This window comes from Rodentibacter heidelbergensis (assembly GCF_002000125.1).
GTDB classification, from domain to species: domain Bacteria; phylum Pseudomonadota; class Gammaproteobacteria; order Enterobacterales; family Pasteurellaceae; genus Rodentibacter; species Rodentibacter heidelbergensis.
The window spans coordinates 142,588-160,972 of the sequence record NZ_MLHH01000003.1 but is presented as its reverse complement, the minus strand read 5'-3'; the positions used below and the strand labels follow the sequence as shown (position 1 = coordinate 160,972).

The window sequence follows — 18,385 nt, the reverse complement described above, 5'->3', positions numbered from 1 at the left end:
TTGTGTGAAATGAATAAAAAAGCAGTAAAAACAGCGGTAATATTGACCGCACTTTTTGCGTTAGGTGTACAGGCCTCTCCCCAAGATTGGCAACAAATTAAGCGACCTATCCCAAGCGAAGACGGCATGGCAAAGCCTATCGGGAGTTATTCTAACGGCTGTATTATTGGTGCTCAAGCTTTACCGATAAAAGGTGAAGGCTATCAGGTGATTCGTATGAATCGAAACCGTTATTATGGTCACCCGGAGATGATCAGCTACCTAAAACGGTTGGGTGAAAAAGCGAAAGCGGCCGGTTTGCCGACTATGTTAGTGGGGGATATTGCTATGCCGGGGGGAGGGCGTTTTTTAACCGGTCATGCCAGCCACCAAATGGGATTAGATGCAGATATTTGGTTGCGAATGGGGGCAATGTCTGATGCCGATGCGTTAAATTCTGATGGCAAAGGATTATTAGTGGTGGATCGTAAAGCACAACGTGTTGATGAGCGTGTTTGGAATTCACATCACGCCACATTAATTAAGCTTGCGGCACAAGAGCCAAATGTAACCCGTATTTTTGTCAACCCGGCGATTAAAGTGAAGCTTTGTCAAACGGCAGGTCATGACAGAGGCTGGCTAAATAAAATTCGCCCTTGGTTTGGCCATGATTCACATTTTCACGTTCGTTTAAAATGCCCGGCGGATGCCGCTTATTGTGAAGATCAAGCCCCAGTGCCGGCAGGTGATGGCTGTGGTGATGAACTTTATTCTTGGTTTGAGCCGGCAAAACCGGGGGCTGGCTCAAGCAAGCCAAAAGTCGTGCCACCTGAACCCTTTTTATGCCAACAAATATTGAACTCGCCGAATCGAAGTGAATGGTTAGAATAAATTGTCGGCAGATAAAGAGAAAGTGATATGGAATTGGGCGTTGATATTTTAGCAATATTATTTGTCGTGGCCTTTATCGCTGCATTTATTGATGCCATTGCAGGCGGTGGTGGCCTACTTACCATTCCTGCTTTACTGATGACAGGAATGCCGCCTGCAATGGCTCTGGGCACCAACAAATTGCAAGCGATGGGCGGGGCATTTTCTGCAAGCCTCTATTTTTTACGGAAAAGAGCGGTCAATTTACGGCAAGTTTGGTTCATTTTGCTTTGCGTTTTTATCGGCTCGGCACTGGGTACGATCTTAATTCAACTGCTTGATGTCGCGGTGTTTAAGAAAATTTTGCCTTTTCTTATTTTAGCCATCGGACTGTATTTTCTCTTTACCCCTAAATTGGGTGATGAAGATCGTCAACAACGTTTAACCTATGGCGTTTTTGGTGTTGCTCTTAGTCCGTTTTTAGGTTTTTATGATGGTTTTTTTGGACCAGGCACAGGGTCTATTATGAGTTTGGCTTGCGTAACCCTATTAGGTTTCAATCTTGCCAAAGCCACGGCCCATGCCAAGGTGATGAATTTTACTTCAAACCTTGCTTCCTTTTTACTTTTCTTAGCCGGTGGACAAATTTTGTGGAGTGCAGGTATTGTGATGATGATCGGGAGTATTCTGGGGGCAAATTGGGGCGCTAAAATGGTAATGACAAAGGGGAAAACCTTAATTCGTCCTATGGTTGTGGTGATGTCGTTTTTGATGACGGCAAAAATGGCCTATGATCAAGGTTGGTTTAGTATTTAAAGTGCGGTTTATTTCGCCGCTGTTTTTAGTATGACAGATTCTCAACAACATATTCGCTTAACAGCTCGTGTAGGCTATGAGCCACATTTTTCGTGGTCCTATTTAAAACCAAAATACTGGGGTATTTGGGTTGGTATTTTCTTTTTGCTTTTATTGGCCTTTGTACCTTTTCGGCTGCGTGATAAATTCGCAGCAAAGTTAGGCGTATGGATTGGACACAAGGCAAAAAAACAGCGTAAACGGGCACAAATTAATCTGAGCTACTGCTTTCCACAATGGACTGAGCAGCAACGAGAGCAAGTGATCGATAAGATGTTTGCGGTGGTGGCTCAAGTCATGTTAGGGATTGGTGAGATTGCTGTCCGCTCGAAAAAACATCTACAAAAACGCAGTGAATTTATCGGGATTGAGCATATTCAAAAAGCCAAAGCCGAGGGGTATAACATTATTTTAATGGTGCCTCATGGTTGGGCGATTGATGCTTCCGGGATTATTTTACATACCCATGGGATGCCGATGACCTCCATGTATAACCCCCATCGCAATCCTTTAGTGGATTGGCTTTGGACAATGGTTCGTCAGCGTTTTGGGGGAAAAATGCACGCCCGTCAAAATGGCATTAAGCCTTTTTTAAGCCATGTTCGTCAGGGGGAAATGGGGTATTACTTGCCTGATGAAGATTTTGGTGCAGAACAAAGTGTTTTTGTGGATTTTTTTGGCACTTATAAAGCCACGCTTCCGGGCTTAAATAAAATGGCGAAGTTGGCGAAGGCAGTCGTCATTCCCATGTTCCCCCGTTATAACACCGAAAGTGGGAAATATGAAATGGAAATTCATCCGCCTATGATATTGAATGATGAACCTGAAAAATCAGCTCGAGCCATGAATGAAGAAATCGAGGCTTTTGTCACGCCCACCCCGGAACAATATGTTTGGATTTTACAATTATTAAGAACACGAAAAGATGGCGAAGATCTTTATGATTAATGAATATTACTTACAAAAATGCGGTCAAAACTGACCGCACTTTTTTTAGAGGGGGAAGGGGCCTCAATATTACGCTTTCAATCTCCCTTAGGCTGGGAATTTTTGTAAATGACGTTTTGGTTGAATTTGGTGAATCGTATTGGTTACAGTGCCAATAATTGGAAGGGAAGCCCAATCTTTGGTTTTAATATTCTGCATTTGAGAATCTAACGCCATAAAGATAAATTCATCTTGATGCACAATGAATTCATAGAGATGAAATTCTTCTCCTTTTTCTAATACAACGAGATCCCCCATAGAAAGATGATCGTTTTTTTCAACGACCAACATATCCCCTTGTTCAATCCCCCAAGCTAGCATATTTGGGTTAGTTACACGAATAAAACAGGTTTGTTGTGGGCGTTTAATACAGTAAAGGTTTAAATCCAGTTTTTTACTGAATTTTGAATTTTTTTCAATATCGTTAAAAAATGGTATTGGATGATAAGAAAACGTCATCTCATTTTGGGTCATAGCATTTGCGTAGTTCATCATCTTTTCCTTCGTTAATATCATGGTTGTTTATACAGGTGTATGATACTGGTGTTTCATACAGGTTGTCAACGGGGGGATAGAAAAAATTTTTAATCAGGCAAAGTATTAGAAAAAAGAGAATAAAACAAATGCTTAACGTATCAGCAAAAACCAAAGAAAACGTTTTATTTTAGATTAAATTTAAGCTATCTTTGTTCAGCCTAGGGGGATCAGCAATGATCCGAAGTTTAATCTTATTTTTATTTAACCATTTACTATGAATACATCACGTTTATTTCATTTTCTTTTCCAAGGTAATTTGGTCAAACGAATTGCCGTTGGTCTAGTTCTCGGGATCCTTGTTGCCTTGGTTAATCCAAGCATTGAACAAGCATTAGGTTTTGATCTTGCCTCAAGTGTTGGCGTATTAGGGCAGATTTTTGTTAAGGCCCTGAGAGCGGTAGCGCCAATCTTAATTTTCTTCCTTGTGATGGCGGCATTGGCGAACAAAAAAGTTGGCTCTAAAAGCAATATGAAGGAAATTATCGTGCTTTATCTTTTAGGCACGTTTTTGGCCGCATTGGCAGCGGTGATTGCCAGTATGCTTTTCCCTTCCGAAGTGGCATTGTCGGTTAAAGAAGATGTGACCTCTGCACCACAATCCGTTACTCAAGTGTTATTAACTTTAGTACTGAATGTGGTGGATAATCCACTCAATGCGATTTTTAAAGCGAACTTTATTGGCGTATTGGCTTGGTCTATCGGCTTAGGTTTGGCGTTACGCCATGCTTCTGAAGCCACAAAACAAGTGGTCGCTGATTTTGCAGAGGGGATTTCAAAAATCGTCCATGTTATTATTTCATTTGCACCTTTTGGGGTATTTGGCTTAGTGGCAGAAACCTTATCGGATAAAGGTTTGGCCGCTTTAGGTGGTTATATTCACCTATTGGTCGTTCTAATCGGTACGATGCTCTTTACGGCATTTGTGCTTAATCCTATTTTAGTTTATTGGAAAATTCGTCAAAATCCGTATCCGTTGGTTTGGACTTGTGTGAGAGAAAGTGGGGTTACCGCCTTTTTCACCCGCAGTTCTGCCGCCAATATTCCGGTGAATATCGGGTTGGCAAAACGTTTAAATCTTGATGAAGAAACCTATTCGGTGGCAATCCCGTTAGGGGCGAATATCAATATGGCGGGAGCAGCAATCACCATTACTGTGCTTACTTTAGCGGCAGTGCATACATTGGGCATGGAGGTGTCCTTTGTGAGCGCATTGTTGCTGAGTGTGGTCGCAGCCCTTTGTGCTTGTGGAGCATCGGGTGTTGCCGGTGGTTCGTTATTGCTGATTCCGTTGGCATGTAGTTTGTTCGGTATTTCTGATGATGTGGCAGCCCAAATGATTGGGGTGGGTTTTGTGATTGGTATTTTGCAAGATTCCACGGAAACCGCATTAAACTCCTCTACCGATGTATTATTTACCGCAGCCGTCTGTATGGAAGAAGAGCGCAAAAATCAAGCCTAATTCCCTGTTTTTTATGATAAGGCGGACGAAAGTCCGCCTTTGTTTTTGGGTTTGAGATTTCGCTATACAAAGTGCGGTCTGATTTGTTAGACTTTTTTTATTCAAATCGAATAGAGGATATCAAAATGGATGGATTAACCTTAACGACATTAGTTTTTCTTGTACTCATTATCGTTATTTTATTTTCAACCATTAAAACCGTACCACAAGGGTATAACTGGACAATTGAACGTTTTGGGCGTTATACCCGCACATTAATGCCGGGATTGAATATTGTTGTGCCTTTTGTGGATCGGGTGGGGCGCAAAATTAATATGATGGAGCAAGTGTTGGATATCCCTTCACAGGAAGTGATTTCCAAAGATAATGCGAATGTTGCCATTGATGCCGTGTGTTTCGTCCAAGTGATTGATGCCCGAAGTGCAGCTTATGAAGTCAATCACCTTGAACAGGCGATCATTAATTTAACCATGACGAACATTCGTACGGTGCTTGGTTCGATGGAGTTGGATGAAATGCTCTCACAAAGAGATTCTATCAATGGTCGTTTGCTTGCTATTGTGGATGAAGCCACGAATCCATGGGGGATTAAAGTGACCCGTATCGAAATTCGAGATGTTCGCCCACCTCGTGAATTGATTGATTCAATGAATGCCCAAATGAAAGCGGAACGTAATAAACGGGCAGAAGTATTAGAAGCCGAAGGGATTCGCCAAGCAGAAATTTTACGGGCGGAAGGGGAAAAACAAGCCCGTATTTTGAAAGCAGAAGGGGAACGTCAAGAGGCCTTTTTACAAGCGGAAGCCCGTGAGCGTGCAGCACAAGCGGAAGCGAAAGCCACACAAATGGTTTCTGAGGCTATTGCAAGTGGTGATACCAAAGCCATCAATTACTTTATTGCACAAAAATACACGGAAGCCTTAAAAGAGATTGGCGGAGCACAAAATAGTAAAGTGGTCTTAATGCCGTTAGAAGCCGGAAATTTAATTGGTTCTGTGGCTGGCATTGCGGAGTTATTAAAAGGCGATAAAAAAGCCTAAGATTTTATTTTCAAAGTATATTTGAAATTATTCATAAATTACTAACGTAATTTATTCACTCTTTCAGAGCCGTTGGCAGAGCCAACGTTCAAAAAACGTTGTTTTTTGTAACCGCACTTTTTATCAAAGGAGGGAATATGGCTGAATGGTTAACCACATGGACACTATGGCATTGGTTGGTATTAGGCTTTGTTTTATTGATCGCTGAAGTGGTTGCCCCCGGTGTATTTTTACTTTGGTGGGGATTAGCCGCCTTATTCACCGCGCTTGTGCAGTTCCTTTTTCCGACTTTCTCATTGGTTGGTTTAGCCATTTTCTATGCCGTTTTAGCCTGTATCTTATCGGTTGGTTGGTGGAAATATCAACACAATAAAGATCGCCAAAATCAGAGAGAAACCTCTTTAAACCAGCGTGATCATGCGATGCTTGGTAAACAGGGTACAGTGCGGGATATGGCGGTTAACGGTATTGGACGTGGTGCCTTTGGTGATACTACCTGGCGTATTCAAGGTGAGCATCTTGCCGTGAATGATCTGATTAAAGTGGTGCGTGTAGAAGGGATCACGCTGATTGTTGAAAAGGTAACAGAATGAATCATCTTATTATTTTTGCTCATCCGAATTCTCAAGGAAGCTTTGGGCGGGCAGTGGTCGATCGTGTGGTGAAAGCGAGTGAAACCCTTGGAGTGAAAAGTCAACTTCGTGATCTCTACACACTCGATTTTGATCCAATTATCTCTTTTGAAGAATTACAAGCGGTGAACACAGGTATTATTCCTAAAGCGGTTCAATATGAGCATGATCTTATTCGCCAAGCAGAGTTAATTACGCTTGTTTATCCTCTTTGGTGGATGGGTTTTCCTGCAATGTTGAAAGGCTACTTGGATCGAGTGTTAAGCCATGGATTTGCTTATAAAACCGAAAACGGCGAATCGGTGGGATTGCTTAAAGGGAAGCAAATGCAACAATTTATCACCCTTGGCAGTAATGTTGAGAAATATAAAGAATTGGGTATTGATCAATCCCTCGATCATTGCCTTGTGAACGGGTTGTTTAACTATTGTGGCATTGAAAATGTCACCTATGAGCTATTGGGTGATCTTCATCTCATTGATGATGAAGCACGCCGTGCAATGCTGGATATTGTTGAGCAAAAAACACAGGAAAAATTGACCGCACTTTTAAATGGAAAAGCAGTATGACGACAGAAAAGACACTCAATAATTTTTCTTTAATTAGCCGTTTATTCGGTAATTTATTTTATCGAGCGCCAACGGATCCCGTATTGAGCGGGGTTTTTGATTGGTTACAACAAAAAGGCTTAAATCAAGTTTGGGCATTAGATGCCGATAAAGAAAGTCAAACTGCGTTAGACAATCTTCAATTAACCATTGATCTCAGCTTGCTCAATGAAGAATACCAAAAATTATTTGGCACAGCGGGGAAAGTCGCCATAGCCATTTCGGCTTATGATATTGATGTCGAGGCGTTTATCGCTTTTCGTCACGAGCGTGGTATGCCTGAAGTCGAAAGTGCGGATCATTTTGCGTTACTTTTGCTAAGCGCTTCATGGTTGGAGGATAACGTTGGTTCTATTTCCGCACAGCGAACGCTCTTTGAAGGTTTTCTGCTACCTTGTGCGGCAAAATTTTTGACCCAAATTGAAACCTATGCAACCTTGCCGTTTTATCGTTCTTTAGCCTATTTAACCCGTGAAATTTTAGCGGCAATGGCGGATGAATTAGAGGAAAATTAAAAAAACAAACGGCTGAATAATCAGCCGTTTTTTCTTATTTCTTTTTCTTTGGTAATTTATCTTGATGATCGGTATTCAATTCTTGATAGTTAAACACCGGTAGTCCCCACTCAAAACGAATGGCTAAAATGCGAAGTGTAAAGCTACTGAATAGGGTGATAAGCACCGCGATCGTTTGCTCGACTTGTAAGGTTATCAGAGCAAAATAGGTGAGGGTGGCACAGAGTGAAACACTGGCATAAAGCTCTTTTTGGAAGACCAGAGGAATACGGTTGCAAAGCATATCACGCAAGACACCGCCAAATGCCCCGGTAATACAGCCTGCGATACAAACGATAGTGACTCCATGACCCATATCCATGGCAATTTGTGCCCCAATAATTGAAAAAACCACTAAACCCATGGCATCTAACACCAAGAAAATCATTCGGAAATAACGCATAAAATGATTGATAAAGGGAGCAATATACACCGTCATCACCGCCGCCCCAGCGACCACTAAAAAATATTCGGGATGCTTTACCCAACCTAAAGGATAATGCCCAAGTAACACATCACGCACAGAGCCCCCACCGATTGCGGTGACAGAGGCAATGATAATCACACCGAAAATATCCATTTTTTCCCGACCAGCCGCCAGTGCACCGGTCATCCCCTCGGCGGTAATACCAATGATATATAAAATGCTCAATAACATTCGGGTTCCTCAAGTGCGGTCAAAATTGAGTTCATTCTACTTTAAAAAACAATCAATTTTTAGCATAATGGCGAATTATTTTTTTATATTTTTTAACCATGTCTGAACAAGCTTCAAAATCTTTCTTAGTGCCACTGTCGATACTTGCAATTGCGATGGTGCTTGCTATCGATCTTTTTCTCTTTTCTTTGCCATCTCAACAGCAAGTGATCCCCCATTTGGGATTGACCGTGCTAGTGGCACAGTTAATATCGTTATTAGTGTTTTATAAAGGGGAAATTTGCCCGGGGCAGCGTGGCCGGTTAATTAAAGTGAATTTAGCGTTCGCCTTATATTGGATGGTTTGGTGGGGAATGAGTTTTTTCTCTTCTCAACCTACTTTTACCAATGTGGTCTGTCTATGTGGTTTATCTGTGGTGTATTTCATTTGGAAACAGCCCAAAGCAGAAAAACTCCGCAACAGTTTTTTGTTGATGGCAACATTAGTGGGTGGTTTGGGCTTGTTGGGTTATGTGATGTTGCTGAGCCAACTCCCTTTGTCCGCATTTGCCGAATATAACCCGATGGCGCCGATTTTAGAGGGCGTCATTTTGGCTAATTTATCGCTTGTTATCGCCAAAAGCCGCTTGCAAGCTTTGATGGCGCTATTCCCCTTTGTAATGGTTATTTTGCTGGTTTTAAATGCGACAGTCATGTTCATTTTTTTGATATTAAACGGCTTAGAAAGTGCGGTTAATTCTGAAAGCGTTTTTGCCTATGGGATTTACTTTATTTGCCATTTGGCCATCGCGGCAATATTAGCCATACACAGTATTCGAAAATGGGCTTTGAGTGTGAATTCCTTATTTATTTTACTCTTTATTGGCGCATGCCTACCATTGTGGATGCAGTTTGTATGAAACAAAGGCAACAGCATTATGCGGAGATATGTGATGAAACGGCTTGTAAAAGCTAAAAAGCTTTGATGCGTTCTACATAATATTGCAAAACAAAAAGTGCGGTTAAAAATAACCGCACTTGCTTTCTATTCTTCCGCTTTCTTTTTCAAATAAGCATAAAGCTCGTCTTTAATCCTTAATTTCTCTTTTTTCAAGATTTCAATTTCCGTATGCGTGGCGAGCGTAATGTTTTCCTCTTTATTTTTGATATCCTGATCCAAATCATTATGTTTATTAAACAAACGTTCAAAATAAGCATCATGATTTTTAAGTTTGGTGATTAAGTCTCTAAATTCGGGAAACATAGGTAAGCTCCTGTGAAGGGTTAAAAACTGTTCTTACTTTACCTCATTTATAAAAAATTCATAGAAGTGAATCGTAAAAATTTGAAGTGGATCACAAAATAAAATCCTTATTCTCTATTGGGTTTTAACTGGTTTATTTGCTGAATCCACGCTAGAATAGGGGCATTTTATTTTAATAAAAAGTAAGGAAATCCCATGATCGATCCAAATTTACTCCGTAATAATTTAGCGGAAGTGGCAGAAAAATTAAAAATTAAACGTCACTTTATTCTTGACACAGAAAAACTCACCACATTAGAAGAGCAGCGCAAAGCCCTCCAAGTGAAAACCGAAACCTTGCAAGCAGAACGTAATGGACGTTCAAAAGCCATTGGTGCAGCAAAAGCCCGTGGTGAAGATATCGCCCCACTGCTTGCTGAAGTGGACAATATGGGCGAGCAGCTAAACGAAGCAAAAACGCAGCTTGAAGCGGTGTTGGCAGAAATCAATCAAATTGCTCTAAGCATTCCAAATCTTCCGGCAGATGAAGTTCCCCTTGGTAAAGATGATACGGAAAACCTTGAAATTTTACGTTGGGGTACGCCAAGAACCTTTGATTTTGAAGTAAAAGATCATGTGACCTTAGGCGAGCAAAAAGAGGGATTAGATTTTGCCGCCGGGGCGAAATTAGCGGGTGCCCGTTTTGCTGTTATGAAAGGTCAAATTGCAAAATTACATCGTGCTTTAGCACAATTTATGTTGGATCTTCACACCGAACAACATGGTTACTTAGAAACCTATGTGCCTTATTTGGTGAACCATGCCACCCTTTACGGCACAGGGCAATTGCCAAAGTTTGGTGAGGATCTTTTCCACACCAATGCCTTGGAAGGGGAGCAACCTTACGCTTTAATCCCAACAGCCGAGGTGCCGGTCACTAACTTAGTGCGTGATGTGATTTTAGATGAGGCAGAATTACCAATTAAAATGACGGCACATACACCTTGTTTCCGTTCTGAGGCGGGATCTTATGGTCGGGATACCCGAGGTTTAATTCGAATGCACCAATTTGATAAAGTGGAAATGGTGCAAATTGTCGATCCGGATAAATCAATGGAAGCCCTTGAGGAATTAACCGGTCATGCAGAAAAAGTGTTGCAATTATTGAATTTACCTTATCGTAAAGTGTTACTTTGCACCGGTGATATGGGCTTTGGTTCTTGCAAAACTTATGATTTAGAGGTTTGGATTCCGGCACAAAATACTTACCGTGAGATTTCATCTTGTTCTAATATGTGGGATTTCCAAGCCCGCCGCATGCAGGCTCGTTGTAAAGCAAAAGGGGACAAGAAAACCCGTTTGGTTCACACATTAAACGGTTCTGGTCTGGCAGTTGGGCGTACCCTCGTGGCGGTGCTTGAGAACTACCAGAATGCTGACGGCTCAATTACCGTACCGGAAGTATTGCGCCCGTATATGGGTGGCTTGGAGGTTATCGGTAAATAATACAGGGATAACGATGAAAAAAGTGCGGTCAATTTTAACCGCACTTTTTTTATGACTTACAATACAGCGATTGCTGCATCATAATTCGGTTCATTTTTAATTTCAGATACTAATTCACTGTGTAATACCTGGTTGTTTTCATCTAATACGATCACAGATCGGGCGGTTAAACCGGCAATTGGGGCTGTGACAATTGCTACTCCTAAGGCTTCATGAACCGCTTTATGGCGGAAAGTTGAGAGGGTTTGTACATTTTCAATGCCTTCAGCGCCACAGAAACGGGCTTGTGCAAAAGGAAGATCCGCTGAAATACACAAGACAACGGTATTTTCTAAGTTTGCCGCACGTTGATTAAATACACGAACAGATGTGGCACAAACCCCGGTATCAATACTTGGGAAAATATTTAATACTTTACGTTTGCCGGCAAAAGCCTCTAAGCCAACATCGGCTAAGTCTTTATTGGTTAATGTGAGGTTTTCAATTTTTTCCCCTTTTTGTGGGAAATGACCTTTAATTTCAATGGGATTACCCATCATGGTTACTTTGTTCATAAAAGCTCCTAGTCAGTTTGAGTTAAATTGAGCACTTCAATGAGTGCGGTAAAAAATTTGTCATTTTCTTGTGGCAAGCCAATACTAATGCGTAAATGATTTGGCATACCATAGCCTGCAATAGGGCGAACAATCACCCCTTTTCGTAATAATGCCTCATAAATTGGCTGTGCAGGTTGTTTGAAATCAATGGTGATAAAATTGCCTTTAGAGGGAATATAATCCAAACCATATTGTCGGCAGAATTGTTCGTAGCGAGCCATTTCAACACGGTTATTTTCCGCCACTTTTTTGATAAAGTCATCGTCATTCATCACTGCAATGGCGGAGGTAATCGCTAAACTGTTACAGTTAAAAGGCTGGCGAACACGGTTTAATAAATCAGCAATTTCAGGATTAGACACCGCATAGCCAATGCGTAAACCAGCTAATCCATAGGCTTTCGAGAGGGAGCGGGAAACGATGAGATTTGGATATTTTTTCAATAAACCGAAAGAATTAACCCGTTCTTCGGGGAGGGTAAATTCCGTATAGGCTTCATCTAATACCACAATGACGTTTTCAGGCACTTTTGCTAAGAAATCATCAAGTTCTTGTTCGGTTAAGAAATTACCGGTGGGATTATTGGGATTGGCGATAAAAATCAGTTTGGTTTTATCGGAAAGTGCGGTTAAAAATCCTGCTAAATGATGTCCCCAGTTTTTTGCCGGAATTTCTTTTGCTGTGGCATTAATGGCTTTGGTTACAAGGGGATAGACGATAAAAGCATATTGCGAATAAATTATTTCATCGCCTTCAGCGGCAAAAGTATGGGCGAAGAGTTCAAGTAAATCATTTGAACCATTACCAAGCGTAATCTGATTTGGTTGAACGCTAAATTTTTTAGCGATGGTTTGTTTCAGTTCAAAACCATTGGCATCCGGGTAGCGGGTGAGCTGATCTAATTGGTTGATGATAGCCTGTTTTGCACTTTCGGGAAAACCGAAAGGGTTTTCATTTGATGCCAGTTTGACGATATTGGTAATACCCAGTTCACGCTCAAGTTCTTCAATGGGTTTACCCGCTTGATAAGGGGAAAGGGATTTTACCCCGGGATTGGCGATAGTAATATATTGCATAGTGTTACGTTTATTAAGATAAATGGGCGTAGGGTAACGCCCAATATTGAGGATGAAATAATAATTGTGTTTTTATGGTATTAAGCCAGATTTTCCGCTTCAAATTTTTTCATAAATTGGATTAAGGCTTCCACCCCTTCCAAAGGCATCGCATTGTAGATAGAGGCTCGCATTCCCCCCAACACTTTATGGCCTTTTAAGGCTTGTAATCCTGCCTCAGTGGCTTGTGCAACGAATTTTGCATCAAGCTCCGGATTGCCGGTTACAAAGGTCACATTCATCGTTGAACGATTTTCTTTTGCAACCACGTTACGATATAGTTGGCTTCCATCAATATAATCATAGAGGGTTTGCGCTTTGCGGACATTACGTTCTGCTATCACTTTTAAGCCACCGATAGCTTTAAGATGTTTGAACACCAGTGAGCAGAGATACCATGCAAAAGTCGGTGGTGTATTGATCATGGAATCCGCATCCCGTTGCACAGCATAGTTCCAAATAGAAGGGGTTTCTTTACGGGCGTGACCAATTAAATCATCACGAATAATGACTAATGTAATCCCTGCCGGGCCAAGGTTTTTTTGTGCACCGGCATAAATGACGCCAAATTTGCTAATATCAATTTCACGAGAAAGGATATTTGATGACATATCGGCTACCAAAACGGCATCACCCACATTCGGTATTTCAAAAATTTCTACTCCGCTAATGGTTTCATTCGGGCAATAGTGTACATAATCGTATTGATCGGCAATATCACTGAAATCCAAAGCAGTGATGCGGGTGTTATCCCCCTGTTCGACAATGCTTATCTCATCAATTTCTGCAAAATTACGGGCTTCTTTTGCTGCGGTGGCAGACCAATGCCCGCTGTTTAAATAAAGGGCTTTTCCTTTTTTGCCAATAAGGTTCATCGGCAATGCCGCAAATTGCCCCCGTGCGCCACCTTGTAAAAAGAGCACCCGGTAGTTATCCGGAATGTGATAAACCTCACGCAGATCTTTCTCGGCTTCTGCGATAAGTTCCATAAAATATTTACCACGGTGGCTGACTTCCATTACGGAAACACCTTGCCCTAACCAGTTAGTGAGTTCCGCTTGCGCTTTGTGTAATACTTCAGGAAAAATCATCGCCGGACCGGCACTAAAATTGAAAACTTGAGACATGGTGCTTTCCTTATTTTGAAAAAATAACGGACTACGTTTTATCACTAGAAAAGCGGATAATCAACGGTTTTTAGAAAAATCCACGGTTTTTTTGATATAGGCCTTAAAATTTAAATTTAAGGTTTTGACGACAAGGGAAAAAAAAGCTAAATTACGGACGATTATTTTGTCAATAGGGAGAGCAACTATGGAAACCGTAAACAAACAATCCTTTCAAGAAGTGTTGGAATATGTGCGTATGTATCGTTTAAAAAATAAGCTAAAACGTGATATTGAAGACATCAGCCGTAAAATTCGTGATAACCAAAAACGGGTATTATTACTTGATAATTTAAACCAATATATTCGTGATGATATGGATATTGAAGATGTCCGTGCCATTATTGAAAATATGCGTGATGACTATGAAGCACGGGTTGATGATTATACAATTCGTAGTGCAGAGCTTTCCACACAACGCCGTGAAATTAGTGCGAAAATGAAAGAACAAAAAAAATCCCATGAGAATTTACTGAAAAAATCCAATAAAATTACTACATAAAAAATAAATGAGAAAACAACCGCACTTTAAGCCAACAAAAGTGCGGTTATTTTTTTAGATTTTTTTCAGGGAATGATGAGCGAAATGCTTGGCTAATTCGGCAAGCGTTGTGCCATTGGGCAGAACTAAATCTGCTGAAATATCCATTAAAGGTATGATAACAAACGCTCGATTGTGCATATCATAATGAGGAACGGTGAGGCGTTCATTTTGGATAATCTCATTGCCGTAAAGCAGAATATCCAAATCTAACGTTCGCTCCCCCCAACGGCGTAAACGGACACGCCCTTGTTCATTTTCGATGCGTTGTAATTCATCTAATAAAGACAAAGGCGCAAGGGCTGTGTCAATTTTTGCCACGGCATTCACATAATCAGGTTGATCTTGCGGCCCAAGGGGTTTGCTTTGATAAAAGGCACTTACCGCAAGAAGTCGGGTTTGCGGTAAGTTTTCAATGGCTTTCAATGCACTGTTCAGTTGTTCAATAGGGGTGTTTAAATTACTCCCCAAAGCAATATAAGCGGTGATCATCGTTTCGCTCCACCCGGTTATGCTGAGTTTTTTGAACGGCGGGGTTTACGGGCACGAAAGTATTTTTTCTTTGGCTTGGGATGTAAACGCTGTTGCTCTTGCACAAGTTGATGACGTTGCTCACTATTACTGAACTGATATTCATGCCACCATTTAGCCAGCTCAACGATTTCTCCCCCTTCAATTTCAGCCCGCATCACCAACAAATCAAAAGCGGCACGAAACTTAGGGTGCTCCATTGTACGCATTGGCGCTGAACCGGTGCGTTTTAATAATTGCAATTGTAAGAACCAAATATCACGGATCACTGCTGTATGACGACGTGGTGCGGCCAAGGTGCGACAGAATAGATCTAAAATTTCATTTCCCGCTAGGGCATAGGCATCGTGATTATTTAAGCCCCCTTCGTTTTTTAATATTTCCACTTTTTCACGCAATGGATACCAAAAAAATGCGGCAAATAAAAAAGCAGAGTTAATACGCAATTTATCGGCAATGCGCTCATCCGTTGAGGTGAGTGAGGTGAGGATCATGCGTTCGGCAAAACTGTCCTCTTTTTCCGTAAAGAAAGAAACAAGACTAGGAAAGAGTTGTTCAAATAAGCCATATTGACGCAATAAACGATAGGTTTTTACACCATGACCGGTTTGTAACAATTTCAAACTTTCATCAAAAAGACGGGCAGGGGGAATGTTTTTCAGCAAATAGGCTAATTCACGAATAGGTTGTTCACTTGGTTTTTCAAGGAACATCTCTAATTTCGCCATAAATCGGATTGAACGTAACATTCGTACCGGATCTTCTTGATAACGGGTAACGGGATCGCCGATTAAACGTAATTTTCCGGCTTTGAGATCTTCAATGCCGTTGAAATAATCACGCAGGGTATTATCTTGAGGGTTGTAATAAAGGGCATTGACGGTGAAATCACGGCGTTCGGCATCTTGTTCAACGGTGCCATAAACATTATCACGCAAAAGCATTCCTTCATCACTTTGTTTGGCTTGATGTTCGCTGCGGGCATCATTGTGATTGGCACGGAAAGTTGCCACTTCAATGATATCCCGACCAAACATAATATGGGCTAGACGGAAACGGCGACCGACTAAGCGACATTGACGCTGAAAAATTTTTTGAATTTGTTCCGGACGAGCATTAGTGGCCACATCAAAATCTTTTGGCTGTTTACCGAGCAAAAGATCACGAATACAACCGCCAACAATATAGGCTTCAAATCCTTGACGTTGCAATTTTTCGACAACCATCAAGGCGTTGCGACTAAACTGGCGGGGAGTGATGCCAAAATGGGCTGCTTTAATCACATTTTTATGCGATTTATCGGTTTTATTTTTTGTGTTACGCGGTGTGTTTGAATGCTCAACTCTTCTAGAATGAGCCTTTGTTTGGACGCTTTGTTTTACGCTATTTTGTGATGCCGTTTTTTTCTTTTTACCAAACAAATTTTTAATATAAGTAAGAATAACCAACTCCATTTATTGATTGTTTAGGACGCCATAGTGGCGTCTTTTTGACATAGTGAAACCATTTGTTTTAGAGGATGAGCGACATCCTCTATTTTCCCTTTTTGCAAGGGGCGTTACATAATATCGAAAATACACCAAAATTCAACCGCACTTTATTCAGTTTGGGATTAGAAATGGTATTTAATATTCATACCAAGACTGAAATTGTATTTTCTCTAAAAAATGCACATTCTAACGATTAATCCTTCCCTGTTAAGAAAATTTACATTTATTTAAAAATGAGCGGTAATGACCGCTCATGATCTGATGTTTCAGTTTATGCTACGGTGAGTTCCATTGGGACTTCCATCAACAAAATTTCCGCATCATCGGTTGCTTCCACATTGAAATGTTCCACATCCCAAACCCCGAGTCCGTCACGTTCGGCAAGAGAGACTCCGGCAATTTTTGCCGTGCCTTTAATTACAAAGGCATAAACACCATTTTTCACATCGTGTAAGCGATAGTCTTTTGCGGTGCCTTTATCAAATTTTGCCAAGTTGAACCACGCATTTTGATGAATCCACACGCCCTCATCTTCCGCATTAGGGGAGAGAATTTGTTGGAACTCATTGGCTTTCGCCCCCTCTGCAATATTGATTTGTTGATAACGTGGGGTAACATCACGTTTGTTCGGAAACACCCAAATTTGTAAAAATTTTACCGGGGTATTCGCATTCGGGTTCATTTCACTGTGAGTAATGCCGGTGCCGGCCGACATCACTTGAATATCGCCATGGCGGATCACACTACCATTTCCCATACTGTCACGATGGGCTAAGTCGCCACTTAGTGGAATAGAGATAATCTCCATATTATCATGGGGGTGTGTTCCAAAACCTCGGCCACCTTCAACGAAATCATCATTAATCACCCGTAATGCACCGAAATGAATACGATCAGGATCATAATAGTTAGCAAAACTAAAAGTATGACGGCTTTTTAACCAACCATGATCTGCGTTACCACGAGAATTGGCAGAATGAAATACAGTTTTCATAAATACTCCTTCGATTAACTTAAAAGACGGTTTATACACCGTGCTTGTTTAATGGCGCATATCATACGCTTTAGGATAAAAAGAAAAATAGTCTTTTGGTTAAAATATTATTTACTTATAGGAAATAATAACAGGGGAGGAGAAGCTAAATTTTATTCTTATTGAATCAGCAGAGAAGAGGTGGAGAGGATGGGGTTAAACAAAATAAAACGGGCTAGCCCATAGGATGTATTTTTCAAATATTTTCGAAATGATAGTTTGTAGAACTTTGATAAAAAGGTGTGGCTTCTTTTAAAAGCGGGTGGTTATTAGGCTATATCTCAATAAAAAAGTGCGGTCAATATTTACCGCACTTCTGATTTTTTCGCTAAATCAATTAACCGGCGACTTGTTTTTCACGGATTTCCGCCAAGGTTTTACAATCGATACACAAATCGGCTGTCGGACGGGCTTCTAAACGACGAATTCCGATTTCTTCACCACAAGAGTCGCAATAGCCGAAATCATCCGTATCCAATTTTTTAAGCGTGTATTCGATTTTTTTCATTAATTTACGTTCCCGATCCCGGTTGCGTAATTCTAAACTAAATTCTTCTTCCTGCGTTGCTCGATCCGCCGGATCAGGAAAGTTCGCCGCCTCATCTTGCATATGAGCAACTGTGCGGGAAGCTTCTTCCACAATTTGTTCGTGCCAAGCCGTTAAGATTTTTTTGAAGTGAAGGCGTTGATCCTCATTCATATATTCTTCATTTTTTTTAGGTTGATATGGTTTTACACCGGCTAGCTCTAATAAACTTAACGATGTCTTTGACATCTCTCACTCCTAATACGAACAGAATTTAAGCGTGATGTTCACGACTTCCTGTCATCATTTACATTTGTTCTCCACGACTTCTGAGAACCCGATTTTTTGAGGGCGATATAAATAGCAAAAGTTTTTGCTTTTAGCAAATAAAATTTCCCTAGAAAAATCTTATTTTGCGATCAATGTCGCAAAATTTATACGGAAAGATTGTCTATTCAGGCCAAAATGCCTAGTTTTCAT

At 41.0% G+C, this 18,385-nt stretch carries 22 protein-coding genes; 12 read left to right on the top strand and 10 right to left on the bottom strand.

What is annotated here, in order from left to right; all coding sequences use genetic code 11:
* The first annotated feature begins 9 nt into the window (after nt 1-9).
* Genes mepA through lpxM form a run of 3 tightly spaced genes read left to right on the top strand, consistent with a single transcriptional unit; the run spans nt 10 to nt 2,652 of the window.
* A complete protein-coding gene (gene mepA, locus BKK48_RS01360; RefSeq protein WP_077426428.1) occupies nt 10-870 on the top strand; it encodes a penicillin-insensitive murein endopeptidase in 861 nt (286 codons plus the stop codon).
* Nucleotides 871-897: 27 nt separating this feature from the next.
* A complete protein-coding gene (locus BKK48_RS01355; RefSeq protein WP_077426427.1) occupies nt 898-1,665 on the top strand; it encodes a TSUP family transporter in 768 nt (255 codons plus the stop codon).
* Between the two features lie 30 nt (nt 1,666-1,695).
* The gene (lpxM, locus tag BKK48_RS01350; RefSeq protein ID WP_077426426.1) at nt 1,696-2,652 is read left to right on the top strand and encodes a lauroyl-Kdo(2)-lipid IV(A) myristoyltransferase; all 957 of its coding nucleotides are present in this window, start codon (nt 1,696-1,698) and stop codon (nt 2,650-2,652) included.
* Between the two features lie 87 nt (nt 2,653-2,739).
* Here lpxM and BKK48_RS01345 read toward each other — a convergent pair whose 3' ends face one another.
* Complete coding sequence (locus BKK48_RS01345; protein ID WP_077426425.1) at nt 2,740-3,183, bottom strand: LexA family protein; 444 nt, start codon at nt 3,181-3,183, stop codon at nt 2,740-2,742.
* A 259-nt stretch (nt 3,184-3,442) separates the two neighbouring features.
* Between BKK48_RS01345 and sstT the strand changes: the two genes are divergently transcribed.
* The 5 genes from sstT to BKK48_RS01320 all read left to right on the top strand — a co-directional run bounded on the left by sstT (nt 3,443) and on the right by BKK48_RS01320 (nt 7,482).
* The gene (gene sstT, locus BKK48_RS01340; protein WP_077426424.1) at nt 3,443-4,687 is read left to right on the top strand and encodes a serine/threonine transporter SstT; all 1,245 of its coding nucleotides are present in this window, start codon (nt 3,443-3,445) and stop codon (nt 4,685-4,687) included.
* Between the two features lie 125 nt (nt 4,688-4,812).
* The gene (locus BKK48_RS01335; protein ID WP_077426423.1) at nt 4,813-5,727 is read left to right on the top strand and encodes an SPFH domain-containing protein; all 915 of its coding nucleotides are present in this window, start codon (nt 4,813-4,815) and stop codon (nt 5,725-5,727) included.
* Between the two features lie 137 nt (nt 5,728-5,864).
* Nucleotides 5,865-6,320: an NfeD family protein gene (locus BKK48_RS01330; protein WP_077426422.1), complete on the top strand. Its 456-nt coding sequence runs from the start codon at nt 5,865-5,867 to the stop codon at nt 6,318-6,320.
* Complete coding sequence (locus tag BKK48_RS01325; protein WP_077426421.1) at nt 6,317-6,928, top strand: NAD(P)H-dependent oxidoreductase; 612 nt, start codon at nt 6,317-6,319, stop codon at nt 6,926-6,928. Before BKK48_RS01330 ends, BKK48_RS01325 begins: the two co-directional genes overlap by 4 nt.
* Nucleotides 6,925-7,482: a TorD/DmsD family molecular chaperone gene (locus tag BKK48_RS01320; protein WP_077426420.1), complete on the top strand. Its 558-nt coding sequence runs from the start codon at nt 6,925-6,927 to the stop codon at nt 7,480-7,482. Before BKK48_RS01325 ends, BKK48_RS01320 begins: the two co-directional genes overlap by 4 nt.
* Nucleotides 7,483-7,516: 34 nt before the next feature.
* Here BKK48_RS01320 and BKK48_RS01315 read toward each other — a convergent pair whose 3' ends face one another.
* Entirely contained in the window at nt 7,517-8,179 is a 663-nt protein-coding gene (locus BKK48_RS01315) for a trimeric intracellular cation channel family protein (RefSeq protein WP_077426419.1), read from the bottom strand.
* 98 nt (nt 8,180-8,277) lie between these two features.
* Between BKK48_RS01315 and BKK48_RS01310 the strand changes: the two genes are divergently transcribed.
* Nucleotides 8,278-9,078 carry a hypothetical protein gene (locus BKK48_RS01310; RefSeq protein ID WP_077426418.1) on the top strand — a complete coding sequence of 267 codons (801 nt, stop codon included), beginning with the start codon at nt 8,278-8,280 and terminating at the stop codon, nt 9,076-9,078.
* 125 nt (nt 9,079-9,203) lie between these two features.
* Here BKK48_RS01310 and BKK48_RS01305 read toward each other — a convergent pair whose 3' ends face one another.
* The gene (locus tag BKK48_RS01305) at nt 9,204-9,422 is read right to left on the bottom strand and encodes an HP1242/YdcH family protein (RefSeq protein WP_077426417.1); all 219 of its coding nucleotides are present in this window, start codon (nt 9,420-9,422) and stop codon (nt 9,204-9,206) included.
* 195 nt (nt 9,423-9,617) lie between these two features.
* On the opposite strand from BKK48_RS01305, the gene serS reads away from it, so the two are divergent.
* Nucleotides 9,618-10,907 carry a serine--tRNA ligase gene (gene serS / locus BKK48_RS01300; protein ID WP_077426416.1) on the top strand — a complete coding sequence of 430 codons (1,290 nt, stop codon included), beginning with the start codon at nt 9,618-9,620 and terminating at the stop codon, nt 10,905-10,907.
* Nucleotides 10,908-10,963: 56 nt separating this feature from the next.
* Here serS and tpx read toward each other — a convergent pair whose 3' ends face one another.
* From tpx to serC, 3 genes are all read right to left on the bottom strand, one after another.
* Nucleotides 10,964-11,461 (bottom strand): thiol peroxidase, encoded by a 498-nt coding sequence (gene tpx, locus BKK48_RS01295; RefSeq protein ID WP_077426415.1) that lies wholly within the window; start codon nt 11,459-11,461, stop codon nt 10,964-10,966.
* Between the two features lie 8 nt (nt 11,462-11,469).
* On the bottom strand, nt 11,470-12,579 hold the full coding sequence (hisC, locus tag BKK48_RS01290; protein ID WP_077426414.1) for a histidinol-phosphate transaminase: 1,110 nt from the start codon (nt 12,577-12,579) through the stop codon (nt 11,470-11,472).
* Nucleotides 12,580-12,659: 80 nt separating this feature from the next.
* On the bottom strand, nt 12,660-13,745 hold the full coding sequence (gene serC / locus BKK48_RS01285) for a 3-phosphoserine/phosphohydroxythreonine transaminase (RefSeq protein ID WP_077426413.1): 1,086 nt from the start codon (nt 13,743-13,745) through the stop codon (nt 12,660-12,662).
* A gap of 187 nt (nt 13,746-13,932) precedes the next feature.
* Between serC and BKK48_RS01280 the strand changes: the two genes are divergently transcribed.
* Nucleotides 13,933-14,286, top strand: a complete 354-nt coding sequence (locus BKK48_RS01280; RefSeq protein WP_077426412.1) for a DUF496 family protein — start codon at nt 13,933-13,935, stop codon at nt 14,284-14,286.
* 54 nt (nt 14,287-14,340) lie between these two features.
* On the opposite strand, the gene folK is transcribed toward BKK48_RS01280, so the two are convergent.
* Together folK and pcnB are read right to left on the bottom strand one after the other, a co-directional pair.
* Nucleotides 14,341-14,817, bottom strand: coding sequence for a 2-amino-4-hydroxy-6-hydroxymethyldihydropteridine diphosphokinase (gene folK / locus BKK48_RS01275; protein ID WP_077426411.1), 477 nt, complete (start codon nt 14,815-14,817; stop codon nt 14,341-14,343).
* 17 nt (nt 14,818-14,834) lie between these two features.
* On the bottom strand, nt 14,835-16,277 hold the full coding sequence (gene pcnB, locus BKK48_RS01270; RefSeq protein WP_425271799.1) for a polynucleotide adenylyltransferase PcnB: 1,443 nt from the start codon (nt 16,275-16,277) through the stop codon (nt 14,835-14,837).
* 98 nt (nt 16,278-16,375) lie between these two features.
* On the opposite strand from pcnB, the gene BKK48_RS10005 reads away from it, so the two are divergent.
* Nucleotides 16,376-16,543, top strand: a complete 168-nt coding sequence (locus BKK48_RS10005) for a hypothetical protein (RefSeq protein ID WP_208604170.1) — start codon at nt 16,376-16,378, stop codon at nt 16,541-16,543.
* 74 nt (nt 16,544-16,617) lie between these two features.
* On the opposite strand, the gene BKK48_RS01265 is transcribed toward BKK48_RS10005, so the two are convergent.
* On the bottom strand, nt 16,618-17,340 hold the full coding sequence (locus tag BKK48_RS01265) for a pirin family protein (protein WP_077426409.1): 723 nt from the start codon (nt 17,338-17,340) through the stop codon (nt 16,618-16,620).
* 376 nt (nt 17,341-17,716) lie between these two features.
* Nucleotides 17,717-18,154, bottom strand: coding sequence for an RNA polymerase-binding protein DksA (dksA, locus tag BKK48_RS01260; protein ID WP_077426408.1), 438 nt, complete (start codon nt 18,152-18,154; stop codon nt 17,717-17,719).
* Nucleotides 18,155-18,385 lie beyond the last annotated feature (231 nt).